Genomic DNA, 18,966 nt, shown 5'->3' on the forward strand with positions numbered 1-18,966 from the left:
GCATGCGAGACGCCGGTCTCGCCTATGACCGTATCGTGCTGGCGTCGCCGCGCCACGCCGCCGATGTGCTGGTTTTGCTTTCCGAATCCGATCCGCGTTGTCCGGTTTTAAGTCATGGTGAGCAGAGCGCCAGCGGCCTCGCGGCTTGCCTTGCGCTTCTGAGCGAAGGCCATCCCGACCGCGCCTCGCTTGCACCGCTGGCATTCACTGGCGCAGGCAAGGAACTGGTGGATGGCATGCTTAGCGGGCGTGTGCTGATGGCCAGGAACGAGCGGGCGTTCTCGCTCGCGCTCGGTGCATTGCGTGCTGGCATCCAGGTATGGACCACCGCGATGCCGGCGGCGCTGCGCCGCACCGGACTATTCGTGCCTTACCTGGACCTGAGAATCGCGGATGGCCTGTCTGGGGGGAAGTTCAGGCTTGCTGGTGCGCTTGGCGTCGACGAAAGCGCGCTGGCCTCACTCGCCCATCGCGTGCCAGCCGGATTTGAAGACGCCTATCTGGACCGCCTTAGAAGAGGCCGGAGCTGGGTCTATTGGGAGGGGGGCGCCAGCATGCTCGGCGACCGGACTACGCGGTTTCAAAATGCCCGTCACTGGCCCGCGGCCAGGAGCGCGGCGGCCGCCGGCGGTCTGCTTATCTAGCTTTCCGGGGTCGCCAGGCTTCAGTGAGTGTGGATTCACCGCTGGGTTGCTCCCCTCTCCCACGAAGCCCACGAAGCCCACGAAGCCCACGAAGCGGGAGGGGATCAAACCACGGATCCGCATAACGCGAGATCCGGCCGCGCTGTGGTCCTAGTCGCGCAAACGCGCGCGTTCCGGCGACATATCCATCGGCATCATGTTGACGTTGGCGTTATGCATGACCCATAGCGAGCCTGCCACGATGATGGCGATCAGCAGCCCGGTGCAGACGAAAATCGCGGTGTTCATGCGCTGGTCCGCAGACGTGCCGATATGCAGGAAGAACACCAGCTGCACCACCAGCTGCGCAACGCACAGCAGCACGATGGCCGCAAGGCCCATGCCCTTCGGCACGAACCCTCCCATCACCGCGCCGAAAGACGCGAGGGTGAGCGCCAGCGACAGCGCAAAGCCGATCACATAGCCTTTCATGCTGCCATGCGCGGCGTGCGCAGCGGATCCTGTGGGGAGGTGGGCGGTCTTCATACAAACTCTCGCAGATAGACAAAGGTGAACACGCAGATCCAGATCAGGTCCAGGAAGTGCCAGAACAGGCTCAGGCAGGCCAGGCGGCGCCGGGTCACGCCATCCAGCCCGAAGCGCTTGACCTGGTGCATCATGACCAGGATCCACAGCAGGCCGCAACTCACATGCAGGCCGTGGGTGCCCACCAGGGAGAAGTAGGCAGACAGGAACGCGCTGACGCCCGGCCCCGCGCCGGCATGCAGCAGCTCGGCGAACTCATACAGCTCCATGGCGATGAAGGCCGCGCCGAGCAAGAACGTGACGCCCAGCCACTGGATGACCTGGCGCTCCCGCCCGGGCTGCATGTTCAGCATGGCCACGCCGAAGGTGAAGCTGCTGACCAGCAGCAGCATGGTTTCGCCGAGCACGAATGGCAGCTCGAACAGGTCGCGGCCGCCCGGGCCGCCTGCCGTATTGCCGGCGAGCACCCCGAAGGTAGCGAACAGCACGGCGAAGATCAGGCAGTCGCTCATCAGGTAGATCCAGAACCCCAGCGTGGTCTTGGAGCCGTCGTCGTGCGCCACGTGCTCGTGCGTGTTGTGAATGACTGTGTAGCTCATGGGTCAAGCCGCCTTGCGTAGCTGCGCATAGCGCGCGTTTTCGATGCGTTCGACTTCAGCCGCCGGGACGTAGTAGTCCACGTCGCGGTTGTAGGTCCGTGCGATGAAGGTGCCGATCACGCCCAGCAGGCCCAGGGCCGCCACCGCCCACATGTGCCAGACCAGGGCGAAGCACAGCACCAGGCCGAACGCGGAGACGATCACCCCCGCGCTGGTGTTCCTTGGCATGTGGATGTCCTCGTAGTGGCTTGGCCGCACGTAGGCGCGCCCGGCCTCCTTGTCATCCCAGTGCTGCTCCAGCGAGGTGATGTGCGGCACATGGGCGAAGTTGTAGAAGGGCGCCGGCGAGGCCGTGGCCCACTCCAGGCTGCGGCCATCCCACGGGTCGCCAGTGAGGTCGGGGTTGTGCTTGCGGTCGCGCACGCTCACGGCCAGCTGGACGAGCAGGGCGACGATGCCCGCGCCGATGATCACGGCACCGCACAGCGCCACGATCAGGTAGGGCTGCCAGTCTGCGTGCGTGTAGTGGTTCATCCGGCGGGTCATGCCCTTGAAGCCGAGCACGTAGAGCGGCATGAAGGCCAGGTAAAAGCCCACCAGCCAGCACCAGAACGAGATCTTGCCCCAGCGCTCGTTCAGGGTGAAGCCGAACACCTTGGGGAACCAGAAGCTCATCGCGGCCAGGCAGCCGAAGATGACGCCGCCGATGATCACGTTGTGGAAGTGCGCGACCAGGAACAGGCTGTTGTGCAGCAAGAAGTCCGCGCCGGGCACGGCCAGCAGCACGCCGGTCATGCCGCCCACGGCAAAGGTCACCATGAAGCCGATCGTCCACAGCGTGGAGGAGTGGTAGCGGATGCGGCCGCGGTACATCGTGAACAGCCAGTTGAACAGCTTCACCCCGGTCGGGATCGAGATGATGGTCGTCATGATCCCGAAGAAGGCATTGACGTTCGCGCCCGAGCCCATCGTGAAGAAGTGATGCAGCCAGACGAAGAACGACAGGATGCCGATGGACGAGGTGGCGTACACCATCGACTTGTAGCCGAAAAGCGGCTTGCCGGAGAACGTGGAGATGATCTCGGAGAAGGCCCCGAAGCACGGCAGGATCAGGATGTAGACCTCGGGGTGGCCCCAGACCCAGATCAGGTTGACGTACATCATGGCGTTGCCGCCAAGCTCATTGGTAAAGAAATGCATGCCCAGATAGCGGTCGGCGGTGAGCAGCGCGAGCGTGGCGGTCAGCACCGGGAACACGGCAACGATCAGGATGTTGGTGATCAGCGCGGTCCAGGTGAACACCGGCATCTTCATCAGCGTCAGGCCCGGGGCACGCATGCGCAGGATGGTGACGATGAAGTTGATCCCGGTGAGCGTGGTCCCCAAGCCCGATATCTGTAGTGACCATATGTAGTAGTCCACCCCCACCGTCGGGCTGTATCCCAGCTCGGACAGCGGTGGATAGGCCACCCATCCCGTGGCGGCAAAGTCGCCGACGAACATCGACATCATCACCAGCACCGCGCCCGCTGCCGCCAGCCAGAAGCTGAGTGAGTTGACGAACGGATAGGCTACGTCGCGCGCGCCGATCTGCAGTGGCACGATGACGTTCATCAAGCCGAGGATGAACGGCGTCGCCACGAAGAAGATCATGATCACGCCGTGGGCGGTGAAGATCTGGTCGTAGTGGTGCGGGGGCAGGTAGCCGGCCGCATCGCCGACAGCGATCGCCTGCTGCACGCGCATCATGATGGCGTCGGCAAAGCCGCGCAGCAGCATGACCAGCGCCATGATGATGTACATCACGCCGATGCGCTTGTGGTCGACCGAGCAGATCCACTCGGTCCACAGGTACTTCCATTTGCCGAAGTAGGTCACGGCGCCGAGCAGCGCGATGCCGCCCAGAATGACGGCGACCAGCGTACCCATGATGATGGGCTCATGGTACGGAATCGCCTCGAGGTTTAATTTGCCGAACATGGATCAGTGCTCCGTGGCCGCGGCGCGGTGGCGTTGCGTGTGTTGCATGCAGTGCATGTATTGCATGTATTGCGGATTCATTGGCTTCATCAGTTGGCAGCCAGTGGGGGGCTTTGGGCTGTGCAAACGTCGCCACGCACATCGCCACGCATATTGGCGCGCATATCGCTATGCATGTACTTGTTGACGATGTTCTGGAACAGGCCGGGCGCAACGCCCGCGTAGACCGTCGCCGGCTCCTTGGTGCTCGGCAGCTCCAGCGTCTTGTAGGCCTTCTCGTCCAGCGTCAGTAGCGACCGCCTGGCCTGCCGTACCCACGCGTCGAATGCCTCGCGCGAGGTGGCCACGGTGTCGAAATGCATGTCGGAGAAGCCGGGGCCGCTATAGGCCGCGGACAGCCCGGCATAAGTGCCCGGCGTGTCGGCGATCAGGTGCAGCTTGGTCTCCATGCCGGCCATGGCATAGACCATGCTGCCGAGCTGCGGGATGAACAGGGAGTTCATCATCGATTCCGCGGTGATGCTGAAATTGATCGGCGTATCGACGGGTATAGGCAGCCGGTTGACCGAGGCGATGCCGTAGTCCGGGTAGATGAACAGCCATTTCCAGTTCAGCGCCACGGCTTCGACGCGGATCGGCTTGACCTTCGACTCAAGCGGTTTGTAGGGATCCAGCGAATGGGTGGTGTTCCAGATCAGCACCGCCAGGCCGGCCACGATCACGCACGGGATGGTCCAGATGACCACCTCGATGCGGGTGGAGTGCGCCCACTTGGGCGCATACGTTGCCTTGGTGTTGGAGGCGCGATAGCGCCAGCCGAAGTACAGCGTCAGGAAAATGACCGGCACCACGACCAGCAGCATGATGAACAGCGAGACCAGGATCAGCGTCTTTTCCTGGTGCCCGATGTCGCCCTTCGGGGATAGCAGCTCCAGCTGGCAGCCACTGAGAAGGAGCATCGCTGCCCCACCGAGGAACAGCCCCGCATGGCGGAGCCCTCCCTTGCACGCATTCAGCCAGTCGCTGGATTCTCGCCGGACAGCAGCGCTTGCGCCGGCAATTGAGTTACGCATAAGACACACCTCAGTTATGCATCACATAACCGGCGCACGCGTCGAGACTGCCTGCCACGGCACGCTGGAAACCATCGCGAGAGAGGGGATTCCGCCGGACTGGCGGGAAACGCATGCAAAGCGTTAAATGTATGGATTTGTGTGATGCTGCGGCGCATGATAATGTAAGACAAAGCCCATACATCAAGCAAAATGCATCAGAATAAATCCATACAAGATGAGGGCGACGGACCCGACTGGGCCGCCGCCTTCGTGCGCGGCGAGGGCGCGCGCTACCAGCAGATCGTTGGCTTCATCGAGCGCGCGGTGGGAGAAGGGCGCCTGAACCCGGGCGACCGCCTGCCGCCGCAGCGCGAGCTGGCCAGGCAGCTCGGGGTGGATCTCACCACGGTGACGCGGGCGTTCACCGAGGCCAAGCGGCGCAACCTGATCGAGGCACGCGGGGCGCTGGGCACGTTCGTCGCCCCGCCAAAGGTCGAACTGGCGCAGATGGTCGACCTGAGCATGAACGTGCCGCCGCCTCCCGCTGGGGTGGACTTCCATGACCTGCTGCAGCGAGGGTTGTCACAGGTGCTGCTGCGCTCCGATGCGCACCTGCTCATGACCTACCAGCTTGGTGGCGGCAGCAGGGCGGACCGGGCCGCCGGCGCCATGTGGCTGAAACCGGTGCTGGAGTCGGTCAGCCCGCAGCAGTTGATTGCCTGCCCCGGTGCCCAGGCCGCGCTGGCGGCGCTGATCCTCACGCTCACGCAGCCAGGCGAGGCGATCCTTGCGGAGCCGCTGATCTATCCCGGTTTGCGCGCGGCGGCCGAACAGCTCGGGCGCCGCGTGGTGACGGTGGCCACCGATGACGAAGGGATGCGGCCCGATGCGCTGGAGCAAGCGTGCCGCGAGCATGGCGCCCGCGCGATCTACCTCAACCCGACCATCCAGAACCCGACCACGCGGACCATGCCCGCGCACCGGCGCCGCGATGTCGCGCTGGCCGCGCAGAAGTGTGGCGCCTGGATCATCGAGGACGATCCCTACTGGCTCCTCGGCATCAATATGCCGCCGCCCGTGGCCCACTTTGCGCCGGGCCAGGTCTACTACGTTGCCACGCTGTCGAAATGCCTGAGCCCGGGGCTGCGCACCGCCTACATCCGCCTGCCCGAAGCGCGCAGCCGGGCCGGCGTGCTGGCCGCGCTGCGCTCCTTCGCGCTGATGTCGACACCGCTGTCGACGGCCCTGGCCACTCAGTGGATTCACGAAGGCTCCGCCGCCCAGCTGCTGGCCGGGATCCGCACGGAAGCGTTTGCGCGGCGCGAGCTTGCGCGGCAGTTGCTCGCAAGCGTGGACCAGGCGCCGCCCAGCGGCATACACGTCTGGCATACGTTGCCGAGCTACTGGACTTCGCTGGCGCTGACGCAGGCCGCGCGCGCCGAGGATCTGCGCGTCACCGCTTCCGATGCGTTCTATTCCGGCCCCACGCCGCCTAATGCGATCCGCATCTCGTTGGGTGGGGTCGAAACGCGTGCCCATCTCGCCGCTGCGTTGAAAAAGCTCGCAGAGCTATTGGTGCGCAGGCCGCAGATGTCCGGGGAGATCGTGGTCTAGTGTCGGGCCGTCAGGAGGAAATCAGCAGCTTGCGCGGATCAGGCGTTCTTCAGCACATCGATGGCCAAAGCCAGCCTGGCCACCGCCGGCCGGATCTCGTCATCCCGTACGCCGCCGTAGCCCAGGACCAGGCCGTTCTGCGAGCGCTCGGGCGTGGCGAAATAGGACGACAGCGGGCGCGCCACGATGCCTTGCGCCAGGGCGCAACGCGATACCAGCTGGTCGTTGGCGTGCCGGAGAATGACGCTCAAATGCAGCCCGGTGTCCGTGCCGACGATTGCCACCTCGTCGCCGAGCTGACGCTGCAATTCATCAATCAGCAGCGCCTGGCGCTCGCCATAGATCTTGCGCATGCGCCGTACGTGCGCCGCGTAATGGCCATCGGAAATAAACTCCGCCAGCGCCGCCTGCACCGATAGTTGCCCGCCACGATGGAGCTCGGATTGCGCCACCGAGAAGGCGTCGACCAGCTCCGGCGGCACGATCAGGAAGGCGAGCCGCAAGCCGGGATAGAGCACCTTCGAGAAGCTGCCGACGTAAATGGTGTTGCGATGCGGGTCCAGTCCTTGCAGCGACGGCAAAGGCGCGCCCTGGTAGCGGAACTCGCTGTCGTAGTCGTCTTCGATGATCCACGCATTGTGGCGATGCGCCAGCTCCGTCAGCAGGCGGCGCCGCGCAAGGCTCATCACCACGCCGCTAGGGTATTGATGAGAGGGCGTGACGAACATCAGCCTTGGCGCGGTTTCCGGCGCAATTGGTGGCTGGATCCCGTGCTCGTCCACGGGGATGGCCTCCATCTGCAGGCCCGCCGAGCGAAAGACACTACGCGCGCCCCAATAGCATGGGTCCTCGACCCAGACCAGTTCGCCGGGGTCCGCGAGCAGCCGGGCGCAAAGATCGATGGCCTGGTGGCTGCCCTGCGTCACGATGATCTGTTCCGGGGAACAATCCACGCCCCGGGCGAGCGACAGATACTCCGTCAACGCACGCTTGAGCGGCGGATAGCCATGCCGGCTGCCATAGCCCAGCTGCTCCTGGCTGGCGGTCTTCCAGACCTTGGTGATCAGGCGCTGCCACACGCCGCGCGGGAACTGGCTGACATCCGGAATGCCGGGCACGAACGCACCCACTTGCAGGTCAGATGCGCCAACGCTGGCAAGCAGCTCGCGCGCGCGCTGGGAGAGCCTGGATGCATTGCCAGGGAGCGGCGTGGGTTCGCTGGCCTGGCTCGGGTCCACCATGCGGGCGAGCAGGGCAGGATCAGGGGCGGTATCGCCAACATAGGTGCCACTGCCGCCATGTGTGTGCGTGTAGCCTTCGTCGGTGAGCCGTTCATAGGCATACAAAACCGTGTTGCGGGCAATGCTCAGTTCCCGGGCAAGTTCGCGCGTGGGTGGCAACCGTGTGCCCGGGGATAGCTGGCCGGCGAGGATGGCCTCGCGGATGTCGTCAAACAACTGCCTGTTCAGCGGAGCGCCGGATCTTTCGGGCTGGCTCCAGTGACTGCGCGCGAGAAGCCAATCGGTCAGCGGCGTCTCTCTCAATTCTTGGCTCCATCTGAAAATTTGTACCGGCACTATACAGTGGAGCCAACAGGCTTGTAGAGTAGATCCCATCATGTCGCGGCATTACCACATAACCATTTAAAACAAGTAACGAACCGCCGCCGTGAATCCAAAAAACAGGAAAGACCTGCGAAAGACCTGCAATTGAGCGGGCACTTAAATCATTGCCTGGACGGTTTAAAAGGTGATGGCGGATATCCCCATGTCGGTGCGTGGTTAATCGCTGATATGTTGTATTTCTTGAGGCATTCAATGAAGCGTTTTGCAGTAGCAGGTATCCAGATGCCGGTGTCGGCATTCGAAGAGAACATCACGCAGATGCATCGCTACCTGGCGCATGTCAGGCATCGCTTTCCCTGGGTCGACATGGTGCTGTTCTCCGAACTGGCGGCCTTCGGCCCGAGCCCGGCCAAGGCCGAGGAAATGCCGGGCGCGGCCGAGGCCCGCCTGTGCGAGATGGCCGCCAAGTACGGCTTGTGGCTGATACCGGGATCCCTGTTCGAGCGCCGTGATGGTGCAATCTACAACACCTCGCCGGTGATCGATCCGGCCGGGAACGTGGTCGCCCGTTTCCGCAAGCTGTTTCCCTTTCGGCCCTACGAGCAAGGCATTGCCGCGGGCAGCGAGTTCGTGGTGTTCGACGTGCCGCACGCGGGGCGCTTTGGTATCTCGATCTGCTATGACATGTGGTTCCCGGAGACCACCCGGACACTGGTGGCGATGGGCGCGGAAGTCATCCTGCACCCGACCATGACGGACACCATCGACCGCGATATCGAACTGTCGATCGTGCGGGCATCGGCCGCAACCAACCAGGTCTACTTCTTCGATATCAATGGGGTCGGCGATGGTGGCGTGGGCCGCTCCATCGTGGTGGATCCTGCTGGCTATGTGCTGCACGAAGCCGGCTCGGGCACCGCTGAGATCATTCCCGTCGAGATCGATTTCGAGAAGGTCCGGCGCGAGCGCGAGCGTGGCTTGCGTGGGCTTGGCCAGCCGCTGAAGAGTTTCCGCGACCGGGAGGTGGAGTTCCCGGTCTACCAGCGCAACAGCGGTGCCGATGCCTATCTCCATTCGCTCGGAAAGCTGGTGAAGCCGGGTGTCCTGGAAGACGCGCAGCCGGAAGTGACCGGGCCGGCGGGCGAGTAGCCGCAGGGGGAAAGCCCCGGCAGGCCGCCATGCCTTCCCGGCGTGGCGGGAAAAAAACCGTATTCAAATATCCGGGGGAAAGCGTGATCGCTGGCCCAATGGGTAGCGCTTGCCTTCTGGGTTGTTATTGATCCGGTTAATGGATATCGACGGGTAAATATAAAACCAGGAATAAAACGGTCGTTCGATTCAACGGATTCGCAGCTGCTGATCCGCGCGTTGAGATTATCTAGTTAGCAGAGGAATAACATGGCACGCAGCACGGCACGAAAAGCAAAGGCCGGGCAGAACATTTCCCTAAACCGTTACCGCAGCGTTTGGGAAATGCGCGCGGATGGCTGGATGAATCTGACTGATGACCTGGGCCGCCTGGTCAATCTCGCGCGGGAGTGCAAGGAATTCGTCGAGCGCCACGCCCGGGTAAAGGAGACGCTGGCCATGCTCGAGCCGATCGAGCGGTTCTGGGCGTTTCCCGGGCACCGCTTGTTCGAGGAGCTGACGGCGTGGTTCGAGGCTGGCGATCTGGGCCGGCTGAATATCGCCGTGCACCGTATCAACCGCATGCTGGCCAGCGATACCTACCGCCACAAGAAGCTGTCGCTGGATGCGGAATCCGAAGAGCCGTCGGAGATCGAGACGGAAGAGGAGATGCAGGCGCAAATAGCACGACCGTACTTCGAAGTCCTGATCGTCGACGACATGACGCGCGAGGACGAAGAGGCCCTGCGCCGGCGCGTCCAGCGCAAGCAGCGGGTGGATGACCCCTTCGTCTGGGACGTGGTGGTGGTGCCAAGCTTCGAGGACGCGCTGATCGCCACGCTCTTCAACTTCAACCTGCAGGCTTGCGTGATCCGGCATGGCTTTCCGTTCAAATCGGAATACGAACTGGACCTGCTGCGCAAGTTCCTGGAAGGGCTGGACGAGGGCATCGAGGAGCAGCCGGAGTCCGAGCGCGGCCCCTTGTTGGGTCAGAAGATTGCGGAACTGCGTCCCGAACTGGATCTGTACCTGGTCACGGATGTGAAGGCCGAGGAGATCGCGTCGCGGCTGGGCGAGGTCTTCAACCGGATCTTCTTCCGGGAGGAGGATCACACCGAGCTGTACATGTCGATCATGAAGGGCGTGTCGGAGCGTTACAAGACGCCGTTCTTCACGGCGCTCAAGGAGTACTCGAAGCAGCCAACCGGGGTGTTCCACGCCTTGCCGCTGGCGCGCGGCAAATCGATCATGAACTCCCACTGGATCCAGGACATGGCGCAGTTCTATGGCCTGAATCTCTTTATGGCGGAGACCTCCGCCACCTCCGGCGGGCTGGATTCGCTGCTGGATCCCATCGGGCCCATCAAGGTCGCGCAGGAGTACGCTGCGCGCGCGTTTGGTGCGCGCCGCACCTTCTTCGCGACCAATGGCACGTCGACTGCCAACAAGATCGTGGTGCAGGCGCTGGTCAAGCCGGGCGATATCGTGATGGTAGACCGCAACTGCCACAAGTCGCACCACTATGGCATGGTCCTGGCGGGTGCCAAGGTGGCGTATCTCGACTCCTATCCGCTGGACGATTTCTCGATGTACGGCGCCGTCCCCATCGCCCAGATGAAGCGCACGTTGCTGCGTTTCAAGCAGGCGGGCACGCTGCACAAGGTCAAGATGGTGCTGCTGACCAACTGTACCTTCGATGGCGTGGTCTATGACGTGAAGCGCGTGATGGAGGAGTGCCTGGCCATCAAGCCGGACCTGATCTTCCTGTGGGACGAGGCCTGGTTCGCTTTTGCCCGCTTTCACCCCACCTACCGCCAGCGCACCGGCATGGACTGCGCATCGCGCCTGCGCCGCGAGCTCGATAGCGCGGACTATCGGCGGCGCTACGAGGATTTCACCGCGTCGTTCGGCGGCGCTGACTGGGACGACGAGGACAAGCTCGTGGCCACCCGGCTGATGCCCGATCCGGACCGCGCGCGGGTCCGGGTCTATGCGACCCAGTCCACCCACAAGACCCTGACCTCGCTGCGGCAGGGCTCCATGATCCATGTCTGGGACCAGGACTTCAAGGACAAGGCGGAGGAGGCGTTCCACGAGGCGTACATGACGCACACCTCCACATCGCCGAACTACCAGATCCTGGCCTCGCTCGATGTCGGCCGCCGCCAGGTGGAGCTGGAAGGCCACGAGCTGGTCCAGCGCCAGATGGAACTGGCCATGACGCTGCGCGAGTGGATCCATACACACCCGTTGCTGAAGAAGTACTTCCAGTTCCTCAACGTCTCCCGGGTGGTGCCGACCGCGTACCGGCCATCGGGCATCGAGGCCTACTACAGCCCCGAATCCGGCTGGGCGAACATGGAAGCCGCATGGCGCGTGGATGAGTTCGCGCTGGACCCGACGCGCCTGACGCTCTCGATCGGCACCTCCGGCATCGACGGCGACACGTTCAAGAACAAGTACCTGATGGACAAGTACGGCATCCAGATCAACAAGACGTCCCGCAACACCGTGCTGTTCATGACCAATATCGGCACCACGCGCTCGTCCGTGGCCTACCTGATCGAGGTGCTGATCAAGATTGCCAGGGAGCTGGAGGAGCGCACCGCGGACATGAGCGTGATCGAGCGCCGCCTGCACGAGAAGCGCGTGTCGTCGCTGACCAAGGAGCTGCCGCCGCTGCCGGACTTCTCGCACTTCCATTTTGCGTTCCGCAGCGTGTGCAACAGCGGGCAGATCGAAACGCCGGACGGCGATATCCGCAAGGCCTTCTTCATGTCCTATGACGAGGAGAATTGCGAGTACCTGAACATGGCCGAGGTGGCCAAGGCCATCTCCAAGGGGCGTGAGGTGGTATCGGCCCTGTTCGTGATCCCATATCCCCCGGGCTTCCCGATCCTGGTGCCGGGGCAGGTCATCAGCTCGGAGATTCTCGAGTTCATGCAGGCGCTGGACGTGCGGGAGATCCACGGCTACCGCCCGGAACTGGGCTTCCGCGTGTTCGGCGACGGAGCGCTCCAGCAACTGGCGCTCCAGGCAGCCGGCGAGGCGGCGGCAGCGGTTGCGGCCGCGGCCAAGGCCTCGGTCTCGACCGTCGTGGAAGTCTCGACGGCAACGGTCGATGAAGTGGCGGCGGCGGCCCAGGCGGAACGCCCCGCGCTAAAAAAGTAGCGAGGCGGGGGGCCGGGAGCGGGATTGGCGCCCGGTTTCTCGCAACAGAGCCCATGCCAGCAAAAAAAGAATGCCGGACCTGGATCTCCAGGAGCCGCGGGAAACCCGCGTCCAGCCGGCCCCGAATTCCTCAGGAGAAAGCCGCGATGCAAAAAGTCCGTAATGTCTCAGATCTGCGCGTGATGTTCCATAGGAACGAGAAGCCTATCTACTTCATCAGCGCCACCAACTTCAATCTCCTGGGCATTGATCAGTGGGTTAACCGTTTCAAGTACATCAACTACATCGATTGCTTCGACGGGCGCCATCCTAACGTCTTCGTGCCGCAAGCGCTGCCGCACGAGGAGTTCACCTCGATCGAAGACATCAACAACTACCTGCTGCAACACAAGGATGTGGTGCAGATGATCGAGCAGCGGGGAGGACGGCCGGCAGCCACCTTCCTGATGTTCGACGAAAAGACCGAGGAGCTCGCCGACGAACTCGGGCTTGACGTGTGGTTCCCGCCGGCCGCGCTGCGCAGCCGCTGCGACAACAAGATGGAGACCGTGCGCATCGGCAACAAGGCCGGCGTGCACTCGGTGCCCAACGCACTGGAGAAAGTCGACAGCTACGCGCACTTGATGCAGATCGCGGAGCACCATGGCCTGGGCAATGACCTGGTGGTGCAGAGTGCCTTCGGCGACTCCGGCCACACCACCTTCTTTATCGCAAGCGTTGACGACTTCAACAAGCACAAGGATGAGATCGTCAACGACCCCGAAGTCAAGCTCATGAAGCGCATCAACTGTCGGGGCGCGACCCTGGAGGCGTGCGCCACGCAGTCCGGCACGCTGGTCGGGCCGCTGCTGACCGAGGTGGTGGGCGCGCGCGAACTGACCCCCTACAAGGGCGGCTGGTGCGGCAACGAGATCTTCCCCGGGGCGTTCTCCGAAGAGGTCCGGATGAAGGCGCGCGACATGGCCTTCCGGTTTGGCAACCAGTTGCTGGAAGAGGGCTATCGCGGCTACTTCGACCTGGATTTCCTGATCGACGTGGATACCGGAGAGGTATATCTGGGCGAGCTGAATCCACGCATTTGCGGTGCCAGCCCGATGACCAATCACGCGGCCTTTGCCTATGCGGACGCGCCGCTGTTCCTGTTCCACCTGCTCGAGTTCTCGGGCGTGCCGTTCGACCTCAATGTGCGCGAGCTCAATGAGCGCTGGGCCGAGAAGTCGTTCATCGACGGCTGGTCCCAGCTGGTCATCAAATCCACCGAGGACAACGTGGACATCGTGACCCATGCACCGCCATCTGGCATCTACCGCATGGCGTCCGACGGCGCCGTGTCCTACCACCGCTTCGATTCCAACCGACGCGAGATCGAGAGCGAGCACGAAGCCTTCTTCTTGCGTATCACCGGGCCCGGCGACTATCGTTATGAGGGTGCGGATCTCGGCATCCTGATCACGCGGGGCCGCTCGATGAACGATGAATTCAAGCTCAACGAGCGCGCGCACCAATGGATCCGCGGCATCAAGCAATACTACGTGGCCAAGCCGCTGGCTGCCGCGCAGGCCGGGCTGGCGCCGCAGCCGGGCGCCTTCAAGATCCTGTAGGCCGCAAGTCCAACCACGAGAGGGCAAGAATTCATGCGTTGTACTTTCGAAGCGATCAGTGAGGACTTGCCCGGCCAGCGATGGCAGAACATCTTCCGGCAATTCTGGCCTGGATACCGGCAATGGTATCTGCGCGACGGTGACCGCGCGCGGCCCGGCTACCTGATGTGCCGCAAGGCCTTGCGCAACCATATGCCGGAACTGGTCCCGACCTGGGAGCGGCTGGTCGAGCTGGCCGGCGGCGGCGACCTGGAGGCGCGCTTCCTGTCGATGTGGGGCCCCCCGCCCTATATCGCGGGCTGCTCCCAGGCGGTGTGGCTGCCGGTGGACGGGCAGCAGGCCGCGGGCGCCACGCCCGCGCTGTTACGCAATTACGATTTCGCCCCGGCTTTGCTCGAGGGTGTCTGGCTGGCGTCCAGATGGCATGGCCAGCGGGTGGTGGCGGTCAATGACTGCCTGTGGGGCGCGCTCGACGGCATCAACGAGAGCGGCCTGGCCGCGTCGCTGTCGTTCGGGGGCCGCAAGGCGGTGGGTAATGGATTCGGCATTCCGCTGGTCTTGCGCTACGTGCTGGAGTTCGCGCAGAACGTCGAGCAGGCCGTGGAAATGCTCGCGCGCATCCCGGTGCATATGAGCTACACGGTGAGCCTGCTTGACCGCCGCGCGCAGTGGGCAACGGTGTTCGTCACGCCCGACCGCCCGCTCGAGGTGGTGCGCAAGCAGGCGGTCAGCAACCTGCAGCATGGCGTCGAGTGGGCGGCGCACGCCAACGCGACCCTGGCAGAAGCCAGGGAGCAGACGCTGGCTGTTGCGGTGCGGCAGGCCGAGGATTCCAAGGCTGTCCTGCGCGCGCTGCTGCGCCCGCCGCTGTTTCAAACATCCTACGGGCGCGGCCACGGGACGTTGTACAGCGCCGTCTACCACCCGTATGACGGTGCTGTCGAAATGGTCTGGCCGGATGCCATCTGGAGGCAGTCATGCAGCCATTTCCTGCCCGGCGCGCGGATGATCGAGTTCGACGTGGAGAGTACGGCGCTGCGGCACGCGGTGGCGCCCGCGCGCCGCTGGATGCTCGACGATGTTGGCAGTTTTCAATGAGTTTCCTAGTCTCATAGTCAGGGGAAGGCATGCATATCGAAACCAGGCTGTCGCTGGCCGCACGCTAGCCATCTAACACGCTGAAACACAAGCAGCACGCGATCCGTTTCGGCTCGTGGGGGCCCATATCGCCTGGACCTGTCCGAGGGTGGCGGCTTCGGAAAAGCAGGCTCGCAAGAATCCAAGGAGCAGTCATGAAAAAGAAGCGCCCAATCACCACATACATCGTCATCGCGATGATCCTCGGCGTCATCGTCGGCTATAGCTGCCACCAGGCCTTCCCGGATCCCGGTACCGCCAAGGAGATTGCCGGCTACATCTCGATCTTTACCGACGTCTTCCTGCGCCTGATCAAGATGATCATCGCGCCGCTGGTGTTCTCCACGCTGGTGGTTGGTATTGCGCACATGGGCGATGCGAGTACCGTCGGCCGCGTTGGCGTGAAGGCACTCGGCTGGTTTATCGTGGCTTCGTTCATTTCTCTCACGCTGGGCCTGATACTCGCCACCCTCCTGCAGCCGGGCCACAACATCGGCCTGCCGCTGCCGGACGTTGGGGCGGCCACCAACCTGAAGACCAACGCCTTCACGCTGAAGGACTTTGTTACGCACCTGGTGCCGAAGTCCGTGGCCGAGTCCATGGCCAACAACGAAATCCTGCAGATCGTGGTGTTCTCGATCTTCTTCGGCACCGCGCTGTCGACGCTGGGGGAGACGGGCAAGCGGCTGGCCGGCGTCATCGACGACCTTGCGCAGACCATGCTCAAGATCACCGGCGCCGTGATGTGGATGGCACCGGTAGCCGTATTTGCCGCGCTCGCGTCCACCGTGACCACGCAAGGCCTGGGCATCCTCCTCACCTTTGCCAAGTTCATGGGCAGCTTCTATCTTGGGCTGGTGGTGCTGTGGGGCCTGCTGGTGGCGGCCGGGTTCTTCTTCCTGGGCAAGCGGGTGTTCACGCTGATCCGGCTGATTCGCGAGCCCTTCCTGCTGTCGTTCTCCACCGCTAGCTCGGAGGCCGCCTATCCGAAGATGCTCACCGCGCTGGACCGGTTCGGCGTGAACCGCAAGATCTCCAGCTTCGTGCTGCCGATGGGCTACTCGTTCAACCTCGACGGCACCATGATGTACTGCACGTTTGCCGTGCTGTTCATCGCCCAGGCTTATGACATCCATCTGCCGATCGGTACCCAGATCACCATGCTGCTGCTGCTCATGCTGACGTCCAAGGGCATGGCCGGGGTGCCGCGCGCATCGCTGGTGGTGATCGCCGCCACGCTGAACCAGTTCGGCATTCCGGAAGCGGGCTTGCTGCTGATCATGGGGGTCGACCAGTTCCTGGACATGGGCCGCTCCGCGACCAACGCCGTGGGCAACTCGATTGCCGCTGCCGTGGTGGCGAAGTGGGAGGGCCAGCTGGCTGGCGAGTCGGATGTGGAAGGCGAGGGCGACAGCACCGCATCGGATGCGCACGCCCCGCTCGCCAAGCCGGACGCGGTCCAGGCCTGACCGGCGTGCGCGCCGGGCGCCTCGCTGGCGGCCTCGCGCATGGCGTGCCTGGCATTGTGCGAACGATCATTGCAGGAGTGCAAATCAAATGATTTCAAACGGAGCACGCGTGAGCGACGGGCGCAGCCGCCGCAGGTGCCGGCAAATCGTGATGTGGGCGGCCGTTGCGCTGTGCGCGGCATTGTCCGCCGCCGCGGCGTCGGCGCAACAGGCGGGGGAACTGGCCGGCACGCTGAAGAAGGCGAAGGAAAGCGGCACCCTGACCATCGGCTATCGCGAGTCGTCCCTGCCCTTTTCGTACCTGGACAGGCTCGGCAAGCCGGTCGGCTATTCCATCGATATCTGCCGCGCGATCGTGGACGCGGCGGCGGCGGAGGTGGGCCGCGAGGTCAGCATCCAATGGGCGCCGGTCACCTCGGAGAATCGTTTCGACGCGGTCACGTCCGGCAAGGTCGACCTGGAGTGCGGCTCGACCACCCGGAACGCCGAGCGCCAGAAGCTCGTGTCGTTCTCGCCGGTGATCTTCGTGGCCGGGACCAAGCTGATGGTGCCAAGGGGATCGTCGATCAAGTCGTTCAAGGACCTGAAGGGAAAGTACGTGGTCGCGACCGGCGGCACCACCAATGTGGAAGCCATTGAGCGGCTTTCGGCCCGCTTCGACCTGCAACTGAAGATCATCAAGGCGCGGGACCATGCCGATGCGTTCAAGGTGCTGGAGCACGGCGGCGCGGATGCCTATGCGGGGGATGATGTGCTGCTGTACGGCTTTTTGCGCAGCAGCGGGGCTGGCGGCAAGTTCCAGATCACCGGCGATTTCCTCTCCTACGATCCCTACGGGATCATGTTCCGCAAGGGCGATCCGCAGTTCGCCGCCGTGGTGGACAGGGCGGTGCGTGAGCTGGCGGTGTCCGGGGAGATCGATCGCATGTACAAGCAATGGTTCATGAACAAGCTGCCCACCGGCGAGCGGCTCGGCCTGCCCATGAGCGCACAGCTCGATGAGCTGATCCGGGCTATCCCGGACCAGACGGATTAAGGCGCCTGCCCATCCCGGGGCCTATGCAATTGCTGGGGAGCGCCGCTCAAAGGCGCGCTCCTCGGGCATCGGAATGGCCCGCTCAGCGATAGCTGGCGATGAAGGCGCGCAGTTGCGGATAGATCTCCTCGCGCCAGCGCCGGCCTGAGAAGATGCCGTAGTGCCCGCACCCGAGCGCGGTGACATGCTGCTTGCGCTCACCGGGAATGCCAGGGCACAGGTCGTGCGCCGCCGCGGTCTGGCCCGCTCCCGTGATGTCGTCCAGTTCGCCTTCTATGGTCAGCAGCGCCGCACCCTTGATGTCCTGCGGCCGCACCGGCTTGCCGTCGATTTCCCACGTGCCGGTGGCCAGGCGGAATTCCTGGAACACGTCGCGGATCGTATCCAGGTAATACTCCGCGGCCATGTCGAGCACGGCGTTGTACTCGTCATAGAAACGTACATGGGCCTCGGCGTCGTCCAGGTCGCCATCGACCAGGTTCTGGTAGTAGTCGTAGTGCGATGAGAGGTGGCGATCCGGGTTGGTCGCCACAAAGCCGGCATGCTGGAGGAACCCTGGGTAGACCTTGCGGCCGTGGCCCGGGTAGTTGGCCGGCACGGCATGAATCACGTTGTTCTCGAACCACTCGAATGACTTGTCGGTGGCCAGTGCGTTCACGGCAGTGGGGCTGCGGCGCGCATCGATCGGGCCACCCATCATGGTCATGGTCCGCGGCGTGGCCTCGCCGGCCGATGCCAGCAGCGAGATGGCGGCAAGCACGGGCACGGCGGGCTGGCATACGGAGATGACATGCAGGTTCTGCGCGCCGATGTGGCGAATGAAGTCCTGGATGTAATGCACATAGTCCGTCAGGTGGAAGGGGCCATCCTCCGCCGGCACCATGCGGGCATCGATCCAGTCCGTCACATAGACCTTGTGGTGCTGCAGCAGGGTCCGTACCGTGTCGCGCAGCAGGGTCGCGTGGTGTCCGGACAGCGGGGCGCACACCAGCACCACCGGCTCGTCCTTCAGCATCCGGATGACCTGAGGGTCGTCTGCATAGCGCTTGAAACGCAGCAGCTTGCAGAAGGGCTTCTCCACAATGGTCTGTTCCACGATGGGAATATCCCGGCCGTGGCACCGCACCGACTTGATGTCGAAGGGCGGCTTCTTGTAATCCTTGCCCAGGCGGTAGAGCAGTTCGTAGCCGGCAGCCATCCGGTTGGCGCCCGGCATCATGGACAGCGGGCTGAGTGGATTGGTGAAGGTGCGCGACGTTGCCTGGGCCAGCGCGGTGAGCGGCAACAGCATGGCGCTCTTGAGTTCGTGGAATTGGTAAAGCATGGGGAATGCCTGTAAGTCTTGAAAATAGGGGGGGTGTCCCCCCAATCCACCCAAGTTAAGCCTCCCTCAGCAAGCCTTATAGGCGGCATGTCGATGAGGCTTATGACGAGGCGGTCGA

At 63.5% G+C, this 18,966-nt stretch carries 14 protein-coding genes; 8 read left to right on the plus strand and 6 right to left on the minus strand.

Going from position 1 to position 18,966, the window contains the following annotated elements:
- Positions 1 to 2 precede the first annotated feature (2 nt).
- Positions 3 to 644, plus strand: coding sequence for a hypothetical protein (locus ACGLHR_RS20925; protein ID WP_400096167.1), 642 nt, complete (start codon positions 3 to 5; stop codon positions 642 to 644).
- Positions 645 to 794: 150 nt separating this feature from the next.
- Here ACGLHR_RS20925 and cyoD read toward each other — a convergent pair whose 3' ends face one another.
- The 4 genes from cyoD to cyoA all read right to left on the minus strand — a co-directional run bounded on the left by cyoD (position 795) and on the right by cyoA (position 4,707).
- Positions 795 to 1,169 (minus strand): cytochrome o ubiquinol oxidase subunit IV, encoded by a 375-nt coding sequence (gene cyoD / locus ACGLHR_RS20930; protein WP_400096168.1) that lies wholly within the window; start codon positions 1,167 to 1,169, stop codon positions 795 to 797.
- Entirely contained in the window at positions 1,166 to 1,768 is a 603-nt protein-coding gene (gene cyoC, locus ACGLHR_RS20935; RefSeq protein ID WP_400096169.1) for a cytochrome o ubiquinol oxidase subunit III, read from the minus strand. The genes cyoD and cyoC overlap by 4 nt, the downstream gene beginning before the upstream one ends.
- Positions 1,769 to 1,771: 3 nt before the next feature.
- Complete coding sequence (gene cyoB, locus ACGLHR_RS20940) at positions 1,772 to 3,748, minus strand: cytochrome o ubiquinol oxidase subunit I (RefSeq protein ID WP_400096170.1); 1,977 nt, start codon at positions 3,746 to 3,748, stop codon at positions 1,772 to 1,774.
- 89 nt (positions 3,749 to 3,837) lie between these two features.
- A complete protein-coding gene (gene cyoA, locus ACGLHR_RS20945; protein WP_400096171.1) occupies positions 3,838 to 4,707 on the minus strand; it encodes a ubiquinol oxidase subunit II in 870 nt (289 codons plus the stop codon).
- A 306-nt stretch (positions 4,708 to 5,013) separates the two neighbouring features.
- Between cyoA and ACGLHR_RS20950 the strand changes: the two genes are divergently transcribed.
- On the plus strand, positions 5,014 to 6,417 hold the full coding sequence (locus ACGLHR_RS20950; RefSeq protein ID WP_400096172.1) for a PLP-dependent aminotransferase family protein: 1,404 nt from the start codon (positions 5,014 to 5,016) through the stop codon (positions 6,415 to 6,417).
- A 38-nt stretch (positions 6,418 to 6,455) separates the two neighbouring features.
- On the opposite strand, the gene ACGLHR_RS20955 is transcribed toward ACGLHR_RS20950, so the two are convergent.
- On the minus strand, positions 6,456 to 7,961 hold the full coding sequence (locus ACGLHR_RS20955) for a PLP-dependent aminotransferase family protein (protein WP_400096173.1): 1,506 nt from the start codon (positions 7,959 to 7,961) through the stop codon (positions 6,456 to 6,458).
- A gap of 273 nt (positions 7,962 to 8,234) precedes the next feature.
- Here ACGLHR_RS20955 and ACGLHR_RS20960 point away from each other — a divergent pair, with 273 nt between their 5' ends.
- From ACGLHR_RS20960 to ACGLHR_RS20985, 6 genes are all read left to right on the plus strand, one after another.
- Positions 8,235 to 9,131 carry a carbon-nitrogen hydrolase family protein gene (locus ACGLHR_RS20960; RefSeq protein ID WP_400096174.1) on the plus strand — a complete coding sequence of 299 codons (897 nt, stop codon included), beginning with the start codon at positions 8,235 to 8,237 and terminating at the stop codon, positions 9,129 to 9,131.
- A 342-nt stretch (positions 9,132 to 9,473) separates the two neighbouring features.
- A complete protein-coding gene (locus ACGLHR_RS20965) occupies positions 9,474 to 12,281 on the plus strand; it encodes an aminotransferase class I/II-fold pyridoxal phosphate-dependent enzyme (protein WP_400096175.1) in 2,808 nt (935 codons plus the stop codon).
- Between the two features lie 146 nt (positions 12,282 to 12,427).
- Complete coding sequence (locus ACGLHR_RS20970; RefSeq protein WP_400096176.1) at positions 12,428 to 13,882, plus strand: biotin carboxylase; 1,455 nt, start codon at positions 12,428 to 12,430, stop codon at positions 13,880 to 13,882.
- A 33-nt stretch (positions 13,883 to 13,915) separates the two neighbouring features.
- Positions 13,916 to 14,980, plus strand: coding sequence for a C45 family autoproteolytic acyltransferase/hydolase (locus ACGLHR_RS20975; protein WP_400096177.1), 1,065 nt, complete (start codon positions 13,916 to 13,918; stop codon positions 14,978 to 14,980).
- Between the two features lie 194 nt (positions 14,981 to 15,174).
- Positions 15,175 to 16,488 (plus strand): dicarboxylate/amino acid:cation symporter, encoded by a 1,314-nt coding sequence (locus ACGLHR_RS20980; protein ID WP_400096178.1) that lies wholly within the window; start codon positions 15,175 to 15,177, stop codon positions 16,486 to 16,488.
- A gap of 151 nt (positions 16,489 to 16,639) precedes the next feature.
- Entirely contained in the window at positions 16,640 to 17,524 is an 885-nt protein-coding gene (locus ACGLHR_RS20985; protein WP_318232239.1) for an amino acid ABC transporter substrate-binding protein, read from the plus strand.
- An 82-nt stretch (positions 17,525 to 17,606) separates the two neighbouring features.
- Here the strand turns inward: ACGLHR_RS20985 and ACGLHR_RS20990 are convergent, their stop codons facing one another.
- A complete protein-coding gene (locus tag ACGLHR_RS20990; protein ID WP_400096179.1) occupies positions 17,607 to 18,848 on the minus strand; it encodes a polyhydroxyalkanoate depolymerase in 1,242 nt (413 codons plus the stop codon).
- Between the last annotated feature and the right edge of the window lie 118 nt (positions 18,849 to 18,966).

Source organism: Cupriavidus sp. CuC1, from assembly GCF_044627735.1.
GTDB classification, from domain to species: Bacteria; Pseudomonadota; Gammaproteobacteria; order Burkholderiales; family Burkholderiaceae; genus Cupriavidus; species Cupriavidus ulmosensis.